Origin of the sequence: Sphingobacterium corticibacter, from assembly GCF_003076635.1 — a bacterium.
GTDB classification, from domain to species: domain Bacteria; phylum Bacteroidota; class Bacteroidia; order Sphingobacteriales; family Sphingobacteriaceae; genus Sphingobacterium; species Sphingobacterium corticibacter.
This window is the reverse complement of record NZ_QDKG01000003.1, coordinates 493,746-515,588: the sequence shown is the minus strand read 5'-3', so window position 1 is coordinate 515,588 and position 21,843 is coordinate 493,746. Positions and strand designations below refer to the sequence as shown.

Below are 21,843 nucleotides of genomic sequence, written 5' to 3'. Positions count from 1 at the left end.
TTCACTATTTTTAAAAAACAAATTTATAAACCATTTGTATGTCCTTTGCTACTAGATTTAAGTTGTCTTTCATGATGTTTCTCGAATTTTTCATTTGGGGAGCATGGTTTGTCACTTTAGGCACTTTTGTCAAAAATAATTTACTCGCTTCCGATAGCGATGTAGGCCTTGCGTTTCTTTCGCAGTCCATTGGTGCGATTATCGCACCTTTTATCATCGGCATGATTGCCGATAAATACTTTGCAGCACAACGTATTTTGGGTCTTTTGCATCTAGTAGGTGCGGGGCTATTATATTACGCTTCCACATTAACATCATTTGATGACTTTTTGCCTATCGTCATGGCGTACATGGTTTGTTTTATGCCTACGTTGGCATTGGCCAATTCTGTTTCCTTCCGCCAATTGACCGATACCGAAAGACAATTTCCCGGTATTCGCGTTTTTGGCACCATAGGATGGATCATTGCTGGATTAGTTATCGGCTGGTTGTCATGGGAGAAAACAAATTCTTTGCAGCTAACCTTTGTTTTAGCAGCTGCTGCATCTGGTATCCTAGCGATTTTCAGTCTATTCTTGCCTGATACGCCTCCAACAAAGAAAAACGAAAAAACAACAATCGGTGAGATTCTTGGTTTGGAAGCTTTTGCTTTGTTGAAAAACAAATCGTTCTTATTGTTTTTCTTGTCATCCATCGCGATCTGCGTGCCGCTTACCTTCTATTATAACTTTACTAATATCTATCTGAATGAGATCGGTATGCAATCTGCCGCCGCGGTACAGTCATTAGGCCAAGTATCTGAAACCTTATTTCTATTAGTAATGCCTTTCTTATTTGTGCGTTTAGGAGTCAAGAAGATGTTGGGTATTGGTATGCTGGCTTGGGTCTTGAGATATGCATTTTTTGCGTTTGGTGATGCTGGTCAAGGATATTGGATGTTGGTAATGGGTATTGTATTGCACGGTATCTGTTATGACTTTTTCTTTGTGACAGGGCAAATTTATACTGATAAACTAGCTGGCCCAAAAATTAAAAGTGCGGCACAAGGTTTCATCTCATTAGCAACTTACGGTGTAGGTATGTTGATCGGATCTTTGTTGTCGGGTAAAATCGTAGAAAGTTATGTAACGGCTGATGGTGGTCATAATTGGGAGACCATCTGGTTAATTCCAGCCGGAATTGCATTTGCCGTGTTAGTGATCTTCTTGTTGATGTTTAAAGACACGACAGCGAGAAATGTAGCTAATGCAGAATAAACAGTATTTGGGAAATTATAAAACACGAGATAATGGTACAAAGTAATACGTATGACGCAATTGTTATAGGTTCCGGAATCAGTGGCGGATGGGCTGCTAAGGAGTTGACGGAAAAAGGCCTAAAGACTATCATGCTAGAACGTGGACGTAATGTAGAACACGTAAAAGACTATCATGCTAATAAAGATACTTGGGAATATGAGCACCGTGGAGGTCGTACCCAGCAGATGGAAGAAGACTATCCGGTACTGCGTCGCGACTACGCTTTGAACGAGAAAAATCTAGATTTTTGGGTGAACGAAAAAGAAAGCCCGTATACCGAAGAGAAACGTTTTGACTGGTACAGAGGTTATCACGTAGGTGGTCGCTCTCTCATGTGGGGACGTCAAAGTTACCGTTTTTCTGATCTGGATTTTGAAGCTAACTTGAAAGACGGACACGGAACAGATTGGCCGATTCGGTATAAAGATATCGCACCTTGGTACAGCTATGCGGAGAAGTGGGCTGGTATCTCTGGAAATAGAGATGGTCTAGATGTATTGCCGGATGGCGATTTTATGCCAGCGATGCCTTTCAATGCGGTGGAGAAAGACTTAGTAGAGCGTATTAAGAAAAACTATGGTGGTAAACGTCACTTTATCATGGGGCGTACCGCCAATATCACCGTTCCTCATCACGGACGAGTTAATTGTCAGTATCAAAATCAATGTTGGTTAGGTTGTAACTTCGGTGCATACTTTAGTACCCAATCATCCACATTGCCGCCAGCTATGAAAACTGGAAATCTGACCTTGCGCCCTTTCTCTATCGTGACGCGTATCTTGTACGATAAAGACACTCAAAAAGCTACAGGTGTGGAGATTGTTGATGCAGAAACAGGGAAAACATATGAATACTATGCGAAAATTGTATTTGTCTGTGCGTCGGCATTCAACTCTACTTGGGTATTGATGAACTCCGCTACCGATGTTTGGGAAGGTGGCTTGGGAAGTAGCAGTGGCGAGCTAGGTCACAATGCGATGGATCACCATTTTCGCCTAGGTGCTGGTGGACGAATTGAAGGATTCGAAGACAAATATTTCTATGGACGTCGTCCGACAGGTTTATATGTGCCACGTTTCCAAAATGTACCGGGCGACGATAAGAAACGCGATTACGTACGTGGATTTGGATATCAAGGTGCAGCAAGTCGTGGCCGTTGGTCTGGCGAGGTAGCCGAGATGTCAGTTGGTGGTGCATGGAAAGATGCAATGACCGAACCGGGTAATTGGAGTGTCGGTTTTACCGCATTTGGCGAAATATTGCCATACCATGAAAACAAGATCTCTCTAGACAAATCCGTGAAAGATAAGTGGGGATTGCCGGTTTTGAAAATGGACATGGAGATCAAAGACAATGAGAAGAAGATGAGACCAGACATGATGTCTGAGATGCAAGAAATGTTGGAATCTGTCGGTGCCAAAGATGTGCATACTTATGATAGTGGATATGGCTTCGGTCAAGGTATTCATGAGATGGGAACAGCACGTATGGGTACAGATCCTAAAAATTCGGTATTAAACAAGCATAATCAAGTTTGGGATGCGAAAAATGTTTTTGTGACCGATGGTGCGGCTATGGCCTCTGGAGCTTGTGTCAACCCTTCACTAACGTACATGGCATTGACTGCCCGTGCGGTAGACTATGCAGTTAGCGAATTGAAAAAAGGAAACCTATAAAAACAAAACACCTAATAAACACTAAAAAACATGAGTGATAAGAATTCAAGAAGAAGTTTCATAAAGCAAGCGGCGGTTGCAGCTGCAGCTTTTACGATTGTTCCTCGTCATGTCTTGGGCGGATCGGGATTTGTAGCACCAAGCGATAAGCTAATGGTTGCAGGTATCGGTGTGGGCGGTAAGGGCGAAAGCGATATCAAATCGTTTTATGACAGTGGAAAAGCAGAGATTGCATTCCTTTGTGATGTAGATGATCGTCGTTCTGCAAAAACTAGAGGTCGCTTCCCGAAAGCTAAATATTATAAAGATTACCGTGAGATGCTCGACAAAGAGCACAAACATATTGATGCAGTTTCTGTTTCTGGACCAGATCACAACCACGCTATACACGCACTAGCAGCTATGGAGTTGGGCAAACACGTGTATGTTCAGAAACCTTTAACGCACGATATCTGGGAAGCTCGTGTGCTTACCGATGCTGCCAAACGCTATAAAGTAGTTACTCAAATGGGTAACCAAGGGTCATCAAATGATGGTACGCGTCAAGTAAAAGAGTGGTACGAAGCTGGTCTAGTGGGCGATGTACATACGGTATATTGTTGGACAGACAGACCAGTATGGCCTCAAGGTATCAAATGGCCAGCAGGTAAAGCCGAAATTCCTAAGGAATTGGATTGGGATCTTTGGTTAGGTACTGCGCCACAAAAAGATTACGTAGATCACCTCGTACCATTTAACTGGCGCGGATGGTGGGATTATGGTACGGGAGCTTTAGGTGATATGGGATGTCACTTAGTAGAAGTTCCTTTCAGCGTACTAGGCTTGCAATATGTACAAGACGTACATGCGAGTGTGGGTACGGTATATGTTGACGAGTTCAAACGTGGTGTATTCCCAGAAAGTTGTCCTCCGTCCAGCCACGCTACGATGACTTTCCCGAAAACAGATCGTACTGCTGGACCAGTTACCTTGCATTGGATGGATGGTGGTATTCAACCAGCACGTCCAGAAGAATTAGAAGCAAACGAAATCTTCGGAGATGGTGGTAATGGTATTTTGATGATCGGTACAAAAGGTAAAATCTTGGCTGATACGTATGGTGAAAATGCACGTTTGTTGCCTACTTCACGTAAAGAGCAAGTAGCCTTAAAATACGAGCGCGTGCCAGGTCAAGCATCAGGTCACTACGCACAATGGGTAGAAGCTTGTATTGCGGGATATGGCAAGAAAGAGGTGAGTGCACCTTTCGAGATTTCTGGTCCGTTGACAGAGTGTCTACTAATGGCAAACTTAGCGATCCGCGGTGCAGATATGAATGTTGATGGTAAATACCCAGGCCGTAACTTGAAATTGTTATGGGATAATGACAATATGAAAGTAACAAACTTTGATATGGTCAACCAATTCGTGAAGCGTGAGTACCGTTCGGGCTGGGAAATGAAGTATAAGTTTTAAGCATTAAAAAAATGAATAGAAGAGAAGCCATTCAACGTGTAGCACTATTAATGGGCGGCGCCGTAATCGGAAGCAGTCTGTTTTTGGAGGGCTGTACACGAACAGCGTCTAAGGAAGTCGCTTCACTTTTTGAGAAAGACACGATGAACCTTTTAGGAGATTTAGCAGAAGCAATTCTACCTAAAACTTCAACACCAGGAGCCAAAGAGGCTGGTGTAGGAGAATTCATTCCTGTTATGATTCGCGATTGTTATTCACCGGAAGATCAAAAAGCTTTCATGGAAGGCCTCGGCAAAATCGATGATCGTGCCAATGAAAAGCACGGCAAAGATTTCCAACAGCTAACCCCTGAAGAGCAGCTCACTTTTGTGAATGAATATGACAAAGAAGCGAAAGAATACCAGACAAATAAGAAAGAGGAAGATCCTAATCATTTCTTCACGATGTTGAAGCAACTGACGCTGACTGGATTCTTCACTTCTGAAGTAGGTATGAAGCAAGCACTGAATTATGTGAAGATTCCTGGTCGTTATGACGGAGAGTTCCCATATAAGAAGGGGGATAAAGCTTGGGCGATATAACAGCTTGTTTTTTTTCATATTAAAGAATCCCCCGAAAGTGTTGGCTTTCGGGGGATTCTTTTTATAGTATTTTGAGGCATTGTTCTATTTTTATTCAAATTTTTACTAACCTGGCTATCTTTCAAAAGAAGAGCTGTGCTCCGAGATAAAACTCCTTGCCTCGGCGAAAGATCCTTCGAGACACATCGTCGTATATTGGTCTGCTATCGAATTGAAAAGTGATTTTAGATCTATGATGATCAATCAAGAAATTCACACCCGCTTGGTACGTGTTTCCACTTTGATTAACGGCATCAAAATTACGTGAAAATAGCGCAACAAAGGGTTGAAGACGTGGTAGATATTCTACTTTTGGTATTAGATAACCTGCTTGACCATACCACACATCTCCAGTTCCAGCAATCAGTTGGCTATTTCCCGCTCCAAAACCACGTTGTCCTGTAAAGTTGGGATCAGGTACACCGGGATTCATCAAACCGATATTGCGAACATAGTTTGGCCCAAGTCGATAACTGTAATATGATATGTATGTCGTAAATGCAGCGCCTCGGTGACCTGTCGGCATATCTAGAAATACATCAGCACCTAAGATGGTAATAGCATGATTCTTAAAAATTCCTTCAGAAGGTTGCGACATAGTCGCATTGGCTGTGGTGTAAAAACCAGAGCCGATATTGAGTACTTTCTTGGAACCTAGATAGTTGAATGAAAATACTGATACATCTTGACTTTCTCGTTCCCAAAAATTGTAAGTTAAATAAGAACTATACGCCAGATTGCCTTTGCTATTATTGTCTACTGCTGGCCCGCCAACTTGTGGAATAAGATTTGTTGCAAATGGTTTATTAGCAGCAAAACGGTAACTCAGATTACTCCAATGTCCTCGTACGTACATGCCTAACTGGCGACCGAACTGATCCGTAAGATCTGTTGTAGCAGAAGGAGGCATGATATCAATTCCCAAAGTAGTTATCCCATTGCCATTATACATGCGTGAGACACCATTCCATCCGTGTAAGCCCGCTCCAATGTTCAACGTGAAATTACTGGCTTCTCCTGATGTCTGATTTTTGTCAGGTATCAAAGTGTATTCATTGTAGGCATCATGGTAATAAAAATCTGCTCTTTTACCCATTCCTGTGGGACCACTTCCAGTTCCTCCACCGGTATTATAAGTTTGATTATCAATACCCAGATTGACAAAAAAGCGATATCGGGGTGATAAATTTAATAAAGCGATAGCTCGGATCCTTCGTAACGCGATATCTGTGGTATAATTTGTCGGATTATCGTTTACCATAGTTCCGGGATTATTTTCGAAATGACGTACCCAGACTTGATTCCAAAGGATGAATTGAACAAATTTAGAACCATCAGCGTTGAGGGACACTCTTAAGTCTCTTTTCTCGGGACTTTCGGGCATTCCGGAGATGTTCAAAGTGTCTTGTGCCGAGGCAGTGTAGAGCACAAAACACATTATAGTAGATATGGCTGTTTTAGTAAGAGTAATATTCATTTTTTTTTCGGTTAAGAAGGGTTGTAAATGATTTAGTTTCCGTAATCCAATTTTCGTAATTGAAGATTAACAGTGACCGATTTCGTTACTTAGTAGAAATCAAAAAGATGTTCCTTACTATACCAGTTAATCGGTCGAGATTGGGATGTACGTTTGGTATATCAGGTTCTTTAAAAGTCATATTGGTTTTGCCTCACTATTTTTTTACCATTAATTTTAGGCCTTAGTATCATCCATTCTCGTCTTTCTGTACTGGCGCAAGTTTTCATATTATGCAATACGAAATTTTCTCAGACTATTGGGGGATCACTACTAAAGTCTACACCATAGCAACTTCTTGCTATTAATATTGCGATACCTAATCTGTGTAAGAATTGGCTATATCTATTTACTAGATATGTTTTTTAGTGTGTTAGAATCTTATAGTCCCGATCTAACTTATCTCTACTGATGTATCTACGTGCACAATATCTTTTGCAACACGGTATAATAGACATGAAGTATTGCAGAGACTCTTATATTTTATGCACTACCCAAAAAAAATTAAAAATTTTTTCTTTTTTAAGCATATTATTAGGTTTGTATAAAAAATATCCAAAACTATATTTTAATTGATGTGTTAAAGTTAAAATATTGTTATTTAAGTGAAAAGGTAATTATTGAAAAATAAATGGTGAAAAAGTGGAAGGAGGACTAATTATTTCGAAACCTTAATCCCTATAGGTCGGCATTTTTATAAAAATAGTCTGTCAATCCTTTTTGTGGAGCAGCTAATGCAATATGCAAATCACTATTGTATAAAATGATTTTGCGGCTTTCCAAAAAATCTTTGGTTGGCTGTATGGTAAAGCCGTCAAATGATCTTGCTTTCATCAAGTTATTATTCACGGATGTTTTTGGCTTCAGATCCTTAGGTTCGCCAACCGCTGTGACGGCTAGGATCGTGGTAGCCGATATCCATAGAAGGTATTTTAGCCACATTAGCCAACTGCCAAAGATGATTTCCAGTTAGGGTTGGATTCTGCTTCACTTTTTTTGGCAAATTGTCCACACCGATCCCACGTGTAGCAATTGGTTTGGGTATTTTGAAGAGATATTCGGGGCGAGCATCTATATAGTAATCACCTCCAAGACTTGCAACTTGCCGTACTTTCAACGGATCGATAAGACTATCCTCATCCAAGATTTCTTCATCCAAATGCATGGTTATTACTTCGGCTACGACCAATATACCTGCGCCACCATGATCTCTCAATGGATGTATTTTGCTGACACGGCACATGGTTCAAGCTCGTCTGGTATTACCAGCCACGGCCCGATTACGGTACAAAAATCATTACCTTTCGCTGGCCCCAGATTGAGTTTCATTTCTTCCATTTGCAATGTTCGAGCACTCATATCATTCATGATCATGTATCCGCCAATATATTTCTCAGCTTCATCTGCTGTGAAGTTCCGTCCGTCACGGCAAACCACTATAGCGGTTTCGAGTTCAACATCTAATTTATCGAAGTGATCAGGCATACAATGTATTTCTTCTGGCCCCTGAATACTTCTATGATTCGTAAAATAGAAAATAGGAAATTGATCAAATTCTTCAATCATGGGTACGCCGCGATTCCGTCTAGCAGCGGCAACATGCTGTCTAAATGAATAGCCATCTCGACAAGATGCCGGGTGTGGCACAGGAGCAAGCAAATTATAATGCGCTGCATAATTCCACTGACCATTATCGCCATCAAGCACGGCTTACGCTTTTACTATATTTTGATCCCAATTTTGTAACAAATCTCGCATTTGTACAGGAATAGAATTATCCACCACGTTTAAATCGGTAATCTTGCCGTCGTGGTATAGTCCTGTTTTCTGTTGTGTTTGTTTTTGAAATGTAATGAACTTCATGGTGTTATGCGGTTTGTTTAACTAATTCTTTAACTCTTACCCTCCTCGTCATGGAGTGAATTATGGTACGTCTCCGGAACCCAACCTAAACTTACGATGATAGCTGTCACAATCAAGATCAAAGGATACAAAAGAATAATAAATGGCGCTATGATCGGACTGAAGATGGCTGATTTGCGTAATGCTTCACCAATCAAAGTAGTAGAGCCGCCCAATACGCCATTTCCAATGTTGTATGCAAAAGCCATACTGGTGTATCTTATTTTGGTAGGGAAAAGTTCGAGCAAGAAAATGCCCATCGGCCCATAGACCACCGCACTCGCAAAACAAAGTATAAATGACAAACCTGCTAATTTCAATGTCGAGATAACAGAGATACTATGTACGAACTGCAGTCCATCAGGATTCCCAATAGCTCCGTAACCATAAAAAATGATTGGTAGGGATACCGCGCTAAGTAGCAATCCGGGTATGATTACCTTTTTTCGGCCAATACGATCGCTCAAGGCAGAGAAATATTGAAAGAAAGGGAGGGCTAGTAATGTAGCAGTCCCCAAAATCAGAATGCTAGTATTGAATTCTATGTAGGCAGATCGTTGTAGAAAAAATAGCGTTAGGAATTGCGCTGATTGCATAATCGTGGCTTGTGCTGCATTTCCGCCAAAAACAGCTAACAAGATAAGTCGCATATTACCTTTAGTTTTAAAGGTTTCCTTAACTGGGTTTGTACTTAATTTTCCAGCAGTTTTCAAGTTTTTATACATAGGACTTTCTCCCAAATTGCGACGAATATAATAGCTAACTCCAACCAAAAGGGCGCTGAGCAAAAAAGGAATTCGCCATCCATATGCTTCAAATGTTTCTGCTGTCATTAAAAATTCCGTTGTGTATACCACTAGCAGACATATTAATAAACCTAAAGGGATGGTGGCCTGAATAAAACCAGTGTAAAATCCGCGCTTACCTTTAGGAGCATGTTCAGCTACATAAATAATACCACCTGCATATTCACCGCTTACCGCTAGACCTTGGCACAAGCGCAAAATTAGTAGCGCGAGTGGGGCTAACCAACCGATATCACCAAAAGTAGGAATACAGCCAATGAGGAAAGTAGCACCTCCCATCAGCAATAGCGACAATAAGAAAGATTTTTTACGACCGCTCTTATCTCCTATAAAACCGAACACCAACGATCCCAGTGGTCGAATAAGATAAGAGGATACCACAATAGCCAAGGTTTCCAAAAATCTGGATTCTCCTTCTGGAAAAAGATGTCGGCTCAGTGTAGGAGATAATATGATAGCTAAAAGTAAATCGTACCATTCTATTAAACTGCCTGTCGCTGACGCTATAATTACTTGTTTCAGATTCTTTTGTCCATTCATATTTTCTTGATTAGATAGTATACTGACTTGCAAGTACTGGTGCTTGCTGCGCTTTTATCGTTAGTGTTTTAGCGATTAACAGAATCGTGTTAATGTTAAGCTAGTATCACATGAAGGTATTTCATGTTCAGATATCTTATGCAATTAAAGGACTTAATAATAGAGGTGACTAATGACATACTAGTCATATACAGCTCGGCGTATCCTCACAAGCACCAGGTTTTATCGTGATGCTTTTTTAATCATAAGTTAACTTTGGTAAAAATAGTCAGCCATTTCCATCTAAAAAGGTAATTATGAACTAAAAAATGGTAAAATATTTCGAAGTCATATAATTTTCTTACGAGACCTCCATTACTGTGGAAGGATAGAGGCGAGATACTGATTCATATCTTAACATATTTGGTTGTTGGTAGGTTCATCAAGTTCTAAGTAAGTTTTTACCTATGATCGCGTACTCTTCGTTTATAAATAGATATTTGTCTTGCGAAGCGATAGCGCGCAGATGTATTTCTTTTATTTCTGCTCGAAGCTATATCGTAAACGTGTAATCCCTACTGTCAGCAATAACTTTCGCTCTAGCTATGTTTGTATTCCAATCGGCTAAAAATTCCTTCATAGACTCTGTAATGGACGCATCGGCATCGTGTAAATCGATTACCACACCGTTGAGATACAATCCCAGTTTATTTTTGTCCTTTATTTGATATGTTACGAATTTCATATAAGCTTATTTATAAGTTGTCAGCAATAGTATTTCATGCTAATCATCGGTATGAGCAATCTTAAGATGTTTATCAATTATATTTCAGTTTATAAAAGGCGTTTGCCTATAATAGAGTGTATTGCGTAGTTGACAACTCCTGTCATCATATACCTTAACTCTTTAATTTACTATCGCAAAGCTATGAATAGGTAATGTCCATTAAAAGGTAAGTAAAGTGAAATTAATGGTACAAAACATAGAAATTATAACATACTTGATAATTTGCTAACATGACTTATCTGTAAAAATCGGTACTGATCATCTCGCTGTTATCGTATTTCTTGTCAGAAAAATAGGCTATCTCATCTAATTATTCATTATGAAGTACAGTGGGTTATTTACCATTTTTTAGGAATACAAAAGATAATCGATATTTTAGCATCAAATTTGATAGTAGGAGGACAATTCCACCTAACACATATACTTATGATTGTAAATTTTAGTCGCCTACTCATTTTGCTCCTAGTCAGTGTTCTATTATCCGGTTGTTTTGATGTTGTCGAGGAAGTTACAATGCATAATAATGGTGCCGGAACGATCAAGGCCACGATGAACCTCAGCAAAAGCAAGATCAAGGTAGCCTCACTAATGAAATTGGATAAAGTAGACGGCATTAAAATTCCAAAACAGGCAGATATTCGAGCAGAGATGGCAACAATCGTATCGATTTTGCAGAAAACGCCTGGTATATCTAATGTACAGCATTCGCTAGACTTTACTAACTTCATTGGTACGCTATCCTGCAATTTCACCTCTGTAGAAGCATTAAATACCTTTACGCGTACTTTATCAAAACAATTAGATGTTGATATGAACGGTTACTCTAGCTTTACTTATCAACCCAAAACGGGCGTTTTTGAGCGTAAATCCAATCCTAATCCTGAAGCCAAAAAGAAACTCGAATCATTAAGCCCCGAAAGCAAAAAGAGTTTTAGCGATGCCTATTATTCGGCAATTTATCGCTTCGATAGGCCGATAAATTCTGTTTCGAATTCGCATGCTAAAATATCCTCCAATAAAAAAGCAACCATGCTGAAAGTGCCAGCATTACAAGTGATCGAGGGGCGGGTCAATTTATCCAATAGGATTCAACTAAGCAAGTGATATAAGTAGTACAATTCAATATGAAAATTAAATCAATCATAACGGCAATTTTGCTGTTACCAACCATCCTGTATGTGAAAGCACAGGATTTGATCAGTAAGGTTCCTGCTGAGGCCAATGTGCTCATTACGGTAAATACCAAAGCGGTATTTAAGCATCTCGCAATAGATGATGTCAATACTTTTTTTCAAAAAGTAGGTGTATTTGATACGATCAGTGCTGCAGGAACCGGAACGTTCAATAAACTCGAAGATGTCGGAATCGATTACGACTCTAAAGCCTATTTTTATATGCAATCTAGCGATAGCGTACAGTTCTTTGGTGGATTGTTACCCTTAGTAGATGCTGACAAGTTTGAATCACTTGTCGGCCCCGATCGTAAGATAGAAATAGTCAATGGCTTGAAAAGTATCTATAATAAAGATCGTACCATTCGCGTTAGCTGGGACAAAAACACTGCTTATGTATTAGGCGCAAGCTTCTTTGAACACTATTTTGAAAGACCTGATATCGTAGAGCGATATATGCTTCCAGAACCAGTTGCTGAGGCCTATCCATCATACGATTATGGTAGCGACGATGCTGCTGTGCTTACCGATTCTGTTTATACAGAATACGATGATTGGGCAACTGCTGACACCACGATAGCAGAAGATGAGTACTGGGAAGATTATTGGGCTGATATCGATGATTCTGTTGCTGTTCTATCCGATACCTCCAATGTTCAAATCATTACCGTAGCGCCGCCTCAATTGCCGGATATGTATGATGAAGTCGATTCGGTACTCAGTCAAGAAGGATATGCGGATGATTATTACCTAGAATACCGTCGTTATACGACTACACGTGATTCGATGGTCAATATCTTACTAAACCAGTGGATTGATCAACGCATGCAAGAAATTACGACTGGTACAGCCCCTTCTTATGCGAAGAAACACAAGGTCGGAAAGATGGGAGACGATGTGATCGCAGACTTACGTTTGCAAGATTTTGGTGCAATTTATCAATCTTATCTGCCAGCACACTTATTGTATAGTGTAGTCGGCATGGGGAAGATGCCAAAAATTGATTATGGTATCGATATGGTGAGCGGACAAATGGTCGTGGAAGGCAATAAGTTGGTCATTCGCGGCGATGCTACATTGGACAAAGAAATGAGTCGCTACTTCAAAGCAATTTATGCTAAGAAGATGAATCGCAAGTTCCTGCGATACTTAGATAAAGATGTTCTTGGTTTTATGTCTTTTGCGATGGATACCGAAGCTTATATCAAATATATGCCACAGATCTTTCAGCGATATTATGGGCCGATGGCGGGTAGGTACGACAAATATGTCGACCTTACCGCATTATTCTTCGATGTGATTCTGGACGAAAAGGCCATAGGCAAAGTCTTCAAAGGCGATAACCTCTTGGTCTTACACGGTGTAACGCCGGTAGAAGTGAGCTATACAGACTATGTGTATGATGAAGATTATAATTATCAGGAAGTAGAGAAAACTAAGACCGAGCAGTTACCAGACTTCTTGTGGATGTTTTCTTCGGACGATACACGCATCTTCGAAAGATTGCTCGAAGCAGGACAGAGTGAGCTTAAGGTAGAGAATCACGATGGTGTATATGCACTACCGAAGTCATACGGTTCGGCTTTACAGCTGTATTTCTTGATCAAAGACGGAATCGTATTCGTGGGTAGTAATCAAGCCAAAATGCAAGAGATCAATACGAATAAGTATCCAGGAAAAGGGCACAAGCCTTACATGCAAATCGCTAAAAAAGATGCATTTTCAGTTTTGTTCAACACAAAAAAGGCACCAGAACTGTTTGATCGAATGGATATACCTGTAGAGCGCCAATTACGTTCTACAGTAGAAGAACTCGGACAATATGGCGACTTCGTAGTGCGGTCTCCGGGTATGAAAGGAAACAAAGTTTCTGCCGAGCTATCTATTGATTTTCCAGATCGCAAAGGCAATGCATTAGCCTTTTTATTCGATTTGTTGAATGAGTTTGTTCCTACTATAAAATAAGAAACATGAAAAGATTTGTACGAGTATTAGGATGGGTTTTCTTGCCCTTTGGCGTTCTTGCTTTAGGTTTGGTTCTCTTTTTCTCGTACAGGAATATGCGTTCGCAATCACAATGGGTACATCGCGATGCGACCGCAATTTTGGAAATCAGATCTGATCAAATTATTCGCGAGTTGGCAGGCAATGCCTTGTGGAATCCAAGGGCTTATTTTGGTGCGGCGAGAGATACAGCGGCCAACACTGATCTCCAGAAACTACGTCCTTGGAATTTAGGTATCTCGCTGCCAGCGAATATGTATTTTTTCGATGTTCCTGCCGGAAGCAATGGCTATTTCAGCATCCAAACGATAGATGATTTGTCGCGACTGCAACAGGTATTATCTATTATCGGATGGCAGATTGATCTGCCATCCGATAATTCCTATTTTTGGTCTGCTAATACCACGAATAAGAGCTTGTTTATCGTTGGCAACGAGCAGCAAGTGGTGTTGGCTTGGAATCCAAAAAAGAGCGATGAAGTTGTCGAACTGATGAAGCAAATACTGGATGCACAAGCTGATCTTATCGAAATAAGTACTATAATTGACCAACGACCTACCGCGGCTAAAGGAGATATCATCTTTTGGCAACCAGCAAAAGACGACTTTTGGTCAATGGATCTTAGTGCTGGTAAATTAGGTGTAGTAGGTTTGTTGGATGATTCAGAAAGGCGATTCAGCAACAAGCCGCTAGGTGCTGCGTTTCCAGACGATAACATCCTGTCAATGCGCCTTCATGCCGATATTCGACCTTGGTTAGCCAAGCATAAAGATTTATTACAAGCGCAAGGATTACCTTGGCAAGAGATCGAGCCTTATTTGGGCAATTATTGGGAATTGCAATGGAAAAACGAAGCAGTTATACAATCAGATACCATCATTACCTACGATTACGATGACAATTTTGAAATGGTGGAAAAGCGTGAGCTACGAAATGAGACAGTTCCTTATTTGAACTTAGCATTTATGGCGTCGCCACATCTCCTGTCGTACTTGCCAGAAAAGCTGTTTTACAAGTTTTATAAACAGCAAGCTGGCCAACTGCTTTTGCTAAGTACCGATAGCCAACAAGCTATTAGTTCAGCGCAGTTAGCACCGCAAACAGATCATTTCTTCTTGAAATACCAACAGCCCGATATCTGGCAAGCTCCAATACCATTACCTTCTTGGCTACAAAAGATCCAAAAAGGTACTTTCGTAGGAACTCATAATACAGAAACTGTAATTAATTTATCAGGTACAGTCGAATTTAAAGATGCAAATCTGCATCCTATCAAACAATTGGTAGATCGCCTATAAGCTCTTACTACGAATTTTTAAAGACTGGTAGGATAGTACACATGGTACACAAGACAATTCCAAACAGGGAAAATACGCCGTAAGAAAAGCGCAAGCTTGATAGTTCGGCGATATAACCGATCAGTGGTGGACCGATCAAAAAGCCAAGGTAACTCAAGCTTGAAACCATGGCTAGCGCCATACCAGATGAAATGGTTGGATGTTTGCCCGCTACCGAATACACAACAGGCACATTACACGCAACACCAAGGCCAACCAGCATAAAACCCAAAGTACTTGCAATTAGGCTAGGATAGGACACAGCGATTGCCATTCCCACAAACATCAAAATACCACTTCCTTGCAACATGCGTTGTCTTCCAAATCTAGAAAGTGCTTTGTCACCAATAAAGCGAGCCAAAGCCATCATGACCATAAATGCCGCATAACCCAACACAATAAGACTTTTTGGCGCGTGCACTACCTCATCGAAATATACGCCAGACCAATCAAACATCGCGCCTTCGGTCGCCATGCTACAAAAGCCAACGACGCCTAAGGAAATCAACAATTTATCGGGCTTAAAAGCAAATCCGCCTTTTTTAGTTTGTATACCCGATGGCAGTGCTAAATATTTTCTGTTCAACAGATTCAGTGTCCATACGATACCGGTAATAATTAGAAAATGTGTCTCTATGGAGAGTTTAAGCGTCATGCAGATTAAGCCAATCAAGGCACCCGTAAAGCCGGCAATGCTCCACGTGCCATGGAAAGAAGACATGATCGAACGTTCATAAATTCCTTCTGCCAATACCCCTTGCGTGTTTACCGAAATGTTGCACATATTGCCAATGATGCCGAAGAAAAGGAGTGCCGCGCCCAAAGCCCACATATTGGGAGCTAGCGCAATGGTAAAAAGATTGGCCACGTACAGAAACCCGACGATCGGGAGGACGCGATGGCTTCCATATTTAGAAACTAAACGTCCTGATAGAGGCATGGTTAATAATTGACCAATCGGCAACATGAGTAAGACGGTGCCAAGCTGTGCCTCAGAAAGTCCGAGATGCTGTTTGATGGTCGGAATTCGACTTGCCCAAGAGGCAAATGCGAGTCCTTGACAAAAATAGAAAGCAGCAACGGCGAGACGAATTCTACTTTTATTCAGCACAATGTCTTCCGTATCTTGGTTGGCGTTGGATACCGTCATGATGTTTTACAGATGTGCCGCAAAGGTAATTAAAAGCGTACATAGTCAAAAGGTTAGATCACCCGATTCCCCAAAAATCATTCAATACATGCAAGAAGGCTTCCAATCCAGTTCTTTAATGCAAAAAAAGATGCAAAAGAGGATATCTCTTTTGCATCGAAATATGATCGTAAATGCCTCCGTTAGCTCGCGTGATACATCGCGCAAGCTGAGCGGATCAACAAGAGATTAATCAAGGAATGAAAATTGATTTTCGAATAGATGTCCGATCAGAGGTAATGGTTTGCGAACCTCATTGACAGCATTCAGTACACCAAGCACGATAAAAATCAGGAAGATGATACCGATAATATTGATGACAAATGCTAAGGCAGTAACAACGCTAACCAGTATATATCCTACAGCGTTGATAATCACACCTGTCAATAATAGACCGAAACCCTGTTTCAAGTGATATAGACTCAAACTGTCACGCTGATCCTTGCCCAAGAAGTAAGCGATTAACCATAAAATACCGAGATAACTTAAAATAGATTGCGTTTTAGAATTCATGTTTTTCTTTTTAAGATGATTTAAAAAAGGTAGAGTTATTAAAAATAATTAGTTAAGCGGTTGATATTCAATACAAGATACGATTTTGCTAGAATTTTAGCCATTACTATGTTTTTAATATTTGCAGATAAAAAGCGCAATTCGAGAATATACTAGATAGACGCGGCAGTGGATGATGGTGAATCCTGCAATGGCATCACTTGATGAAACTCTTGGATAAAGCGATCCACGTTCTTTACACGGTAGTAAGAGGCGACTTCTAATTCGATCGCTTTATTGCTTTTTGGTACATCCAAAAAATGTAGATGTACCGAAGTGCCCGTGTAGATCATATTAGTGGTGTGACGTACAGCTTGTACTCCTAAAAAGTGCTCAAAACTGTATTCCTTATTCATGTATGAAAAGAGTGCTGTCCTTTTCACAGTGCGCTGTTGAGGGTCAAAGACGAATTTGATAAAAATACTATTCACGAAGATAACGACCAATAACAAGACGAACACTTGTGCAATATAGATGCCGAAGGTTTTCTCCGGCACGCCTAACGCAATCCATATAGACATAATGATGAATAACAACCCATATAATATATTCGACAACTTAGCGCCCCGTACCACATATTGATCTCCATCTTGCCGGAAATAGCGTAGCGAAGTCACTGGTACGATCTCCGGATTTGATAATTTATCATGCTGATCGAGGAAAGCATGAATTTTAGGAATCACTTCGGTCACGAAAGCTACTGCATTTTCGTCATTTGCTTTGCTATATCCAGATGAAACGGCAATGCCTCGGCCGTAGCGGGCTTTTTTACGGAACAATTTGTAGCTATAGCCACCTAATCCACTCTGATTAACTACATTAATTCCGTACAATTCGCTAAAAGAAAGGTTCCTAGTCGTAAGTATTCCTAACCATTTATGGTACAGCATACCCGCTTGGTTATCGAAGACTAAGCAATTCCGAGCCGATGCGCCTAAAAGGATGGTAACTAGTAACCATGCCAAAGCAATTGGCCAAAGTGATTTCAGATTTTCACCTTGATTATATAGCAGAACTGCTAATCCAGTCCCCAAGAGTAACAAGAAAATAGCTATCATGCTAAACGTCCGATGAGGATATAGCACAATACGGTCAGGCATGATTTCCCAACGCGTTTGATAAAAACGTTTCATACAAGTTTTACTGCTCGATATCTATCCCATTTACAGCAATCTCTTTACAGCTAAATGTCATCGCAGAATTGCCATATGATTCGCCATAGGTAGACATTTGCTGAGAAAAACTTAGTACAGCAGCGTCCTTGAATGTAATCGCACGGTCGGGTGTACGCGCATAAGTATCTACAACGGTGATCTTTCCATCAAAGCGCGTTTGTTTTTTAGAGAATACGCGCAACATATCATCACTGATTTGATGAGCATCTACACCCAGATATATGTTGCCTCCATAGTAATCAGTGGTCGTCGCTTTGACAGTATCTTTCGCAGCAGACGCCGAGGTCTCCACATTCTCTGGGTTTCTAGAGAATGAAGTACTGACTCCAGTCAGATCTGTTACAATCTCTTTCCCTTCAAAAGTAATTGTTAACTGTATTTTGGTGCGATTGTCACTTTGTTGGGCAAAGCCATTAGAACTCAGAATGCTCGATAATGCAAGCACAAAGATGAATACGAACGTTTGTTTCATATATTTAACAAATAGATAGTGAATTTTTGTAATAACAATTATTATTCCATTATCCTCTTTATATCAGTCCATAAGACTTGTGTGCCTAAGTCCTGAAAGTTATATTTGATAGATATGACGTTGATTAGATACCTATTTTGCACTTTTTTCGTTCTCCTTTCCTTGGTAAGTAAAGGTCAAACGTATCCTGCTCTCGGAAGAATAGAGAGCGTGGATAACTCCTTCAAAAAAATCATTGATCCTGATCAAGTCATCCAAATACTAGCAGATAGTATGACATGGGCAGAAGGCCCAGTTTGGGTGCCAGAGCACGGCTTCTTGCTGTGCAGCGACCCAACACGGAATACCATCTATAAATGGAGTGTAGAAGATGGTTTTCAACCTTTTTTGATTCCATCTGGTTATACAGGTTTACATCCTTACAGTAGCGAGCCGGGTTCCAATGGTTTGTTGATCAATCACATGGGCGAGTTGGTAGCCTGCGAACACGGAGATCGCCGTATCTCCAAGATGTCCTTAAGTAAGGGCGGTAAGGTTACGCTCGCAGATTCGTGGAATGGCAAACGACTGAATTCTCCTAATGACATCTGTCAACATAGTGACGGTTCCTACTTTTTCACAGATCCGCCTTATGGATTGCCCGATCGCGAAAAAGATACCATCCATCGAGGGAGAGCGGAAGATGGCGTTTATAAGATAACGCCGAATGGTAAGGTTGAACAGGTCATATCAGATTTACAGAGACCAAATGGTATTGCCTTTTCGCCGGATGAGTCTGTCTTGTATGTAGCCCTGAGTGATCCTAAAAAACCGCACCTGTTAGCGTACCCATTTCACGATGGCAAGATCGTTGGAGATGGCAAAGTTTTATTTGATTTCACGAAGCAGTTTTCAGGAGAAGGAGCGGTGCCAGATGGTTTTAAAGTAGATGGTCAGGGTAATATTTTTGTTGGAGCGGGCAAAGGAGTTGCTGTGATTAGCAAAGAAGGAAAGCTCCTTGGTCGTATTTACACTGGTGTAGCAACGGCGAATTGTGCTTTCGGTGACGATAACTGGTTGTACATTACCGCTTCCAATTTTTTGCTCCGTGTCAAGCTTAATACTTCATCACGTTAGCATACTTCAAGTTATCTTCTACCGTTTTAAAAAGAATCGGCTTATCTTTTTTGATAAGCCGATTTTGTAATGATTGTACTGTTTATTTTTTTACCGGATTGTTATCAATCCATTCCTGTATGATGCGCCAATCATAATAATGGAAGATGCGGCTGTTGCTCATGGCCACCAACATACCCTCTGGAAATTTCGGACCAAGATTCAAGTTGATCGCATCGGCACCATCACACTCTACAGCAGAAACTGGGATTTCGGAAAGCAAGATATGCGCGTGTGGATCACCCGCTGTTCCTGCTCTGTCGTACACCAAAAAAGAATTTTTCTGTTGGTCTGATACCAAGATATATCCAGTACCGTTTTTCTTTTTATAGATTGCAATACCTTCGTGATCGCGTAACGCGTCCTGCTGACCAAAGAAAGCCAGTTCCTCATTGCCACGGGCAGGATCAGCGTAATACTTACGAATACCGGCCGTTTCGTCCGAATAATAGACATAGCCCAACTCATTATCGACTGCGATGGCTTCAATCTCTTTTTTGCCACTATACGTACCAAATTTACGGACTACTTCACCGTGCACGATACCGTCTTGACCTGCAGAAAGTTTGTATTGCCAAAGGTAAGTGCCCGAAGGGCCAGTCTTACGACCGACGATCGCGTAAATAGCGCTGCTGGTAGAATCAGCTTTTTGCGTGTATAAGGCGATACCCATGCCATCACGCTCGTCTTCGCCTTGCTCGCCTTCAAAAATTGGTATGCCACCATTGTCGATTGGTTTCAAGTCAGGCAGAGAAAATATGCGGATTGTATTTGATTTTCGCTCTGTAGTAACAGCAATATCGGTCTTTACGCCGTTAATATCCAAGCCATAAGCTACATCCACATTATTTGGGCGCTGCATGTCTAGAAATTTGTTGACGATTTTTCCTTCTAAATCGTACAGATATAGACCGCCGCCTACTTCCTTATCTGTACCAATAACCAGACTTTTGGTCGGATCAGTAGGATGTATCCAAAATGCAGGATCGTCTGTGTCGTGCTCCGTAGGTTCTGTGATGATCGTTGGTTTTAATGCGTTAGGAGCGACGCTGGCTAAGCGATCACCGCAAGAGCTTAGCAAGCAAATTGCTAAACTGAAAGTGATTATTTGTTTCATTTGTCTTCGTTGAGTTATTTATTCGTATTGTGTTTATAGAGTACAGCAGCGCCTTTTGGATCTGCTTTTACGACGTGTACCGTTAATTGGTTGTTCACGATAGAAAATGTCATAAATCCAGGTTCTGTGGCTGCGAAGATAGTACCTTCACGTTCGCCCGATTGACGCACTTCGCTGCCTGCACCCGAAAGATATTGCGTTGTATATCTGCCAGCTGGCTTGATGATTTGGAGGTCGTGTTCATGGCCACAGATATATGCATCCACCTTGTATTTATCGAATAGATCTGCAAACTGCTGCTCAAAAAGTTTGGTATCAGCACTTTCTTTACGCACGCCACCGCTGTAGAGTGGATGATGGCCTACCACGACTTTCCAAGCGATAGAAGGATCATTCTTGGCGAGTTCGCTTTCCAACCATTGGCGTTGCGCGGCGGTATCCTGCTCCGCAATTTGAAGGTATTTTTCCGGGTTTTTGTGATAGCTTTTGATAAATGGATTGGTATCGATTACGAGCATTTGCATTTTCTTACCGTTTTCCAATTCAAACGTTTTGCTGTAATAACGATCTGGCATATTCCATCTTCTACTCACTTGAGAATAATCGATCTGTGCCTGCACATTACCACGGTAATCATGATTGCCCAATGCTACATACCATGAGCGGTACAAGCTGGGATCTTTATAAATCTCTTCGAAAGAAGAAATCCAATGATAATCTTGTGTGCTTTGCACACCATCTGGGTAAAAGTTGTCACCAACAGATACGATAAAATTTGCATCCAGCACCACCGTAGCATGTCCCATTTCACGAGCTACATCGCGTTGGTAATAATCTCCGACGCGGCCAAAATCGCCGACTACCACAAAGTTGAAGCTGTCGTCCTGATAAGTGATGCCTGGAATATTTTTTCCAGAATAGCCCGTCTCCTTTTCGTACTCAAAAGGAGTTACCTGCTCTTGCGCATGGCTGGATAGGCATATACCGACCGTAAAGAATGTAATTAGTAGTTGTCTCATGTTCGTTATCGTGTTTAAAGCAAATGCAACAAAACCGAAGTTTTGTTGCATTTTGTTGAGTTATGTTATTGG

The 21,843-nt window shown here is 41.0% G+C and carries 21 protein-coding genes; 8 read left to right on the top strand and 13 right to left on the bottom strand.

Annotation, left to right across the window (positions count from 1 at the left end; translation table 11 throughout):
• The first annotated feature begins 38 nt into the window (after positions 1–38).
• From DC487_RS10980 to DC487_RS10965, 4 genes are read left to right on the top strand one after another with little or no spacing between them, the layout of a single operon-like run.
• Positions 39–1,256 (top strand): nucleoside permease, encoded by a 1,218-nt coding sequence (locus DC487_RS10980; protein WP_116776010.1) that lies wholly within the window; start codon positions 39–41, stop codon positions 1,254–1,256.
• Between the two features lie 32 nt (positions 1,257–1,288).
• Positions 1,289–2,974: a GMC oxidoreductase gene (locus DC487_RS10975; RefSeq protein ID WP_116776009.1), complete on the top strand. Its 1,686-nt coding sequence runs from the start codon at positions 1,289–1,291 to the stop codon at positions 2,972–2,974.
• Positions 2,975–3,004: 30 nt separating this feature from the next.
• Positions 3,005–4,429: a Gfo/Idh/MocA family protein gene (locus tag DC487_RS10970; RefSeq protein ID WP_116776008.1), complete on the top strand. Its 1,425-nt coding sequence runs from the start codon at positions 3,005–3,007 to the stop codon at positions 4,427–4,429.
• A gap of 11 nt (positions 4,430–4,440) precedes the next feature.
• Positions 4,441–5,010 (top strand): gluconate 2-dehydrogenase subunit 3 family protein, encoded by a 570-nt coding sequence (locus DC487_RS10965; protein WP_116776007.1) that lies wholly within the window; start codon positions 4,441–4,443, stop codon positions 5,008–5,010.
• A 121-nt stretch (positions 5,011–5,131) separates the two neighbouring features.
• Here the strand turns inward: DC487_RS10965 and DC487_RS10960 are convergent, their stop codons facing one another.
• The 7 genes from DC487_RS10960 to DC487_RS10940 form a co-directional block, all read right to left on the bottom strand.
• Entirely contained in the window at positions 5,132–6,526 is a 1,395-nt protein-coding gene (locus tag DC487_RS10960) for a porin (RefSeq protein WP_133228532.1), read from the bottom strand.
• A 717-nt stretch (positions 6,527–7,243) separates the two neighbouring features.
• Positions 7,244–7,399, bottom strand: coding sequence for a hypothetical protein (locus DC487_RS17255; RefSeq protein WP_165799076.1), 156 nt, complete (start codon positions 7,397–7,399; stop codon positions 7,244–7,246).
• Positions 7,400–7,436: 37 nt separating this feature from the next.
• Positions 7,437–7,808 carry a hypothetical protein gene (locus DC487_RS10955; RefSeq protein ID WP_133228527.1) on the bottom strand — a complete coding sequence of 124 codons (372 nt, stop codon included), beginning with the start codon at positions 7,806–7,808 and terminating at the stop codon, positions 7,437–7,439.
• Positions 7,778–8,272 carry a fumarylacetoacetate hydrolase family protein gene (locus DC487_RS10950; protein WP_116776004.1) on the bottom strand — a complete coding sequence of 165 codons (495 nt, stop codon included), beginning with the start codon at positions 8,270–8,272 and terminating at the stop codon, positions 7,778–7,780. Before DC487_RS10950 ends, DC487_RS10955 begins: the two co-directional genes overlap by 31 nt.
• Before the next feature lie 3 nt (positions 8,273–8,275).
• Positions 8,276–8,428, bottom strand: coding sequence for a hypothetical protein (locus DC487_RS17250; RefSeq protein WP_165799075.1), 153 nt, complete (start codon positions 8,426–8,428; stop codon positions 8,276–8,278).
• Between the two features lie 29 nt (positions 8,429–8,457).
• Positions 8,458–9,813 carry an MFS transporter gene (locus DC487_RS10945; RefSeq protein ID WP_116776003.1) on the bottom strand — a complete coding sequence of 452 codons (1,356 nt, stop codon included), beginning with the start codon at positions 9,811–9,813 and terminating at the stop codon, positions 8,458–8,460.
• Between the two features lie 532 nt (positions 9,814–10,345).
• On the bottom strand, positions 10,346–10,537 hold the full coding sequence (locus DC487_RS10940; protein WP_116776002.1) for a hypothetical protein: 192 nt from the start codon (positions 10,535–10,537) through the stop codon (positions 10,346–10,348).
• 468 nt (positions 10,538–11,005) lie between these two features.
• Here DC487_RS10940 and DC487_RS10935 point away from each other — a divergent pair, with 468 nt between their 5' ends.
• The 3 genes from DC487_RS10935 to DC487_RS10925 are packed head-to-tail and all read left to right on the top strand — an operon-like array spanning position 11,006 to position 15,053.
• On the top strand, positions 11,006–11,683 hold the full coding sequence (locus DC487_RS10935) for a hypothetical protein (protein ID WP_133228524.1): 678 nt from the start codon (positions 11,006–11,008) through the stop codon (positions 11,681–11,683).
• Between the two features lie 20 nt (positions 11,684–11,703).
• Positions 11,704–13,716, top strand: a complete 2,013-nt coding sequence (locus DC487_RS10930) for a hypothetical protein (RefSeq protein WP_133228521.1) — start codon at positions 11,704–11,706, stop codon at positions 13,714–13,716.
• 5 nt (positions 13,717–13,721) lie between these two features.
• Entirely contained in the window at positions 13,722–15,053 is a 1,332-nt protein-coding gene (locus DC487_RS10925) for a hypothetical protein (RefSeq protein WP_116775999.1), read from the top strand.
• Between the two features lie 7 nt (positions 15,054–15,060).
• On the opposite strand, the gene DC487_RS10920 is transcribed toward DC487_RS10925, so the two are convergent.
• The 4 genes from DC487_RS10920 to tssD form a co-directional block, all read right to left on the bottom strand.
• On the bottom strand, positions 15,061–16,242 hold the full coding sequence (locus DC487_RS10920) for an MFS transporter (protein WP_116775998.1): 1,182 nt from the start codon (positions 16,240–16,242) through the stop codon (positions 15,061–15,063).
• Positions 16,243–16,470: 228 nt separating this feature from the next.
• On the bottom strand, positions 16,471–16,794 hold the full coding sequence (locus DC487_RS10915; RefSeq protein ID WP_116775997.1) for a hypothetical protein: 324 nt from the start codon (positions 16,792–16,794) through the stop codon (positions 16,471–16,473).
• Between the two features lie 152 nt (positions 16,795–16,946).
• Entirely contained in the window at positions 16,947–17,966 is a 1,020-nt protein-coding gene (locus DC487_RS10910) for a hypothetical protein (protein ID WP_116775996.1), read from the bottom strand.
• A 7-nt stretch (positions 17,967–17,973) separates the two neighbouring features.
• Complete coding sequence (gene tssD / locus DC487_RS10905) at positions 17,974–18,480, bottom strand: type VI secretion system tube protein TssD (protein ID WP_116775995.1); 507 nt, start codon at positions 18,478–18,480, stop codon at positions 17,974–17,976.
• Between the two features lie 114 nt (positions 18,481–18,594).
• On the opposite strand from tssD, the gene DC487_RS10900 reads away from it, so the two are divergent.
• The gene (locus DC487_RS10900) at positions 18,595–19,596 is read left to right on the top strand and encodes an SMP-30/gluconolactonase/LRE family protein (protein WP_116775994.1); all 1,002 of its coding nucleotides are present in this window, start codon (positions 18,595–18,597) and stop codon (positions 19,594–19,596) included.
• Positions 19,597–19,678: 82 nt separating this feature from the next.
• Here the strand turns inward: DC487_RS10900 and DC487_RS10895 are convergent, their stop codons facing one another.
• Together DC487_RS10895 and DC487_RS10890 are read right to left on the bottom strand one after the other, a co-directional pair.
• Positions 19,679–20,752 carry a phytase gene (locus tag DC487_RS10895; RefSeq protein ID WP_116775993.1) on the bottom strand — a complete coding sequence of 358 codons (1,074 nt, stop codon included), beginning with the start codon at positions 20,750–20,752 and terminating at the stop codon, positions 19,679–19,681.
• 14 nt (positions 20,753–20,766) lie between these two features.
• Positions 20,767–21,771 (bottom strand): purple acid phosphatase family protein, encoded by a 1,005-nt coding sequence (locus DC487_RS10890; protein WP_116776065.1) that lies wholly within the window; start codon positions 21,769–21,771, stop codon positions 20,767–20,769.
• Between the last annotated feature and the right edge of the window lie 72 nt (positions 21,772–21,843).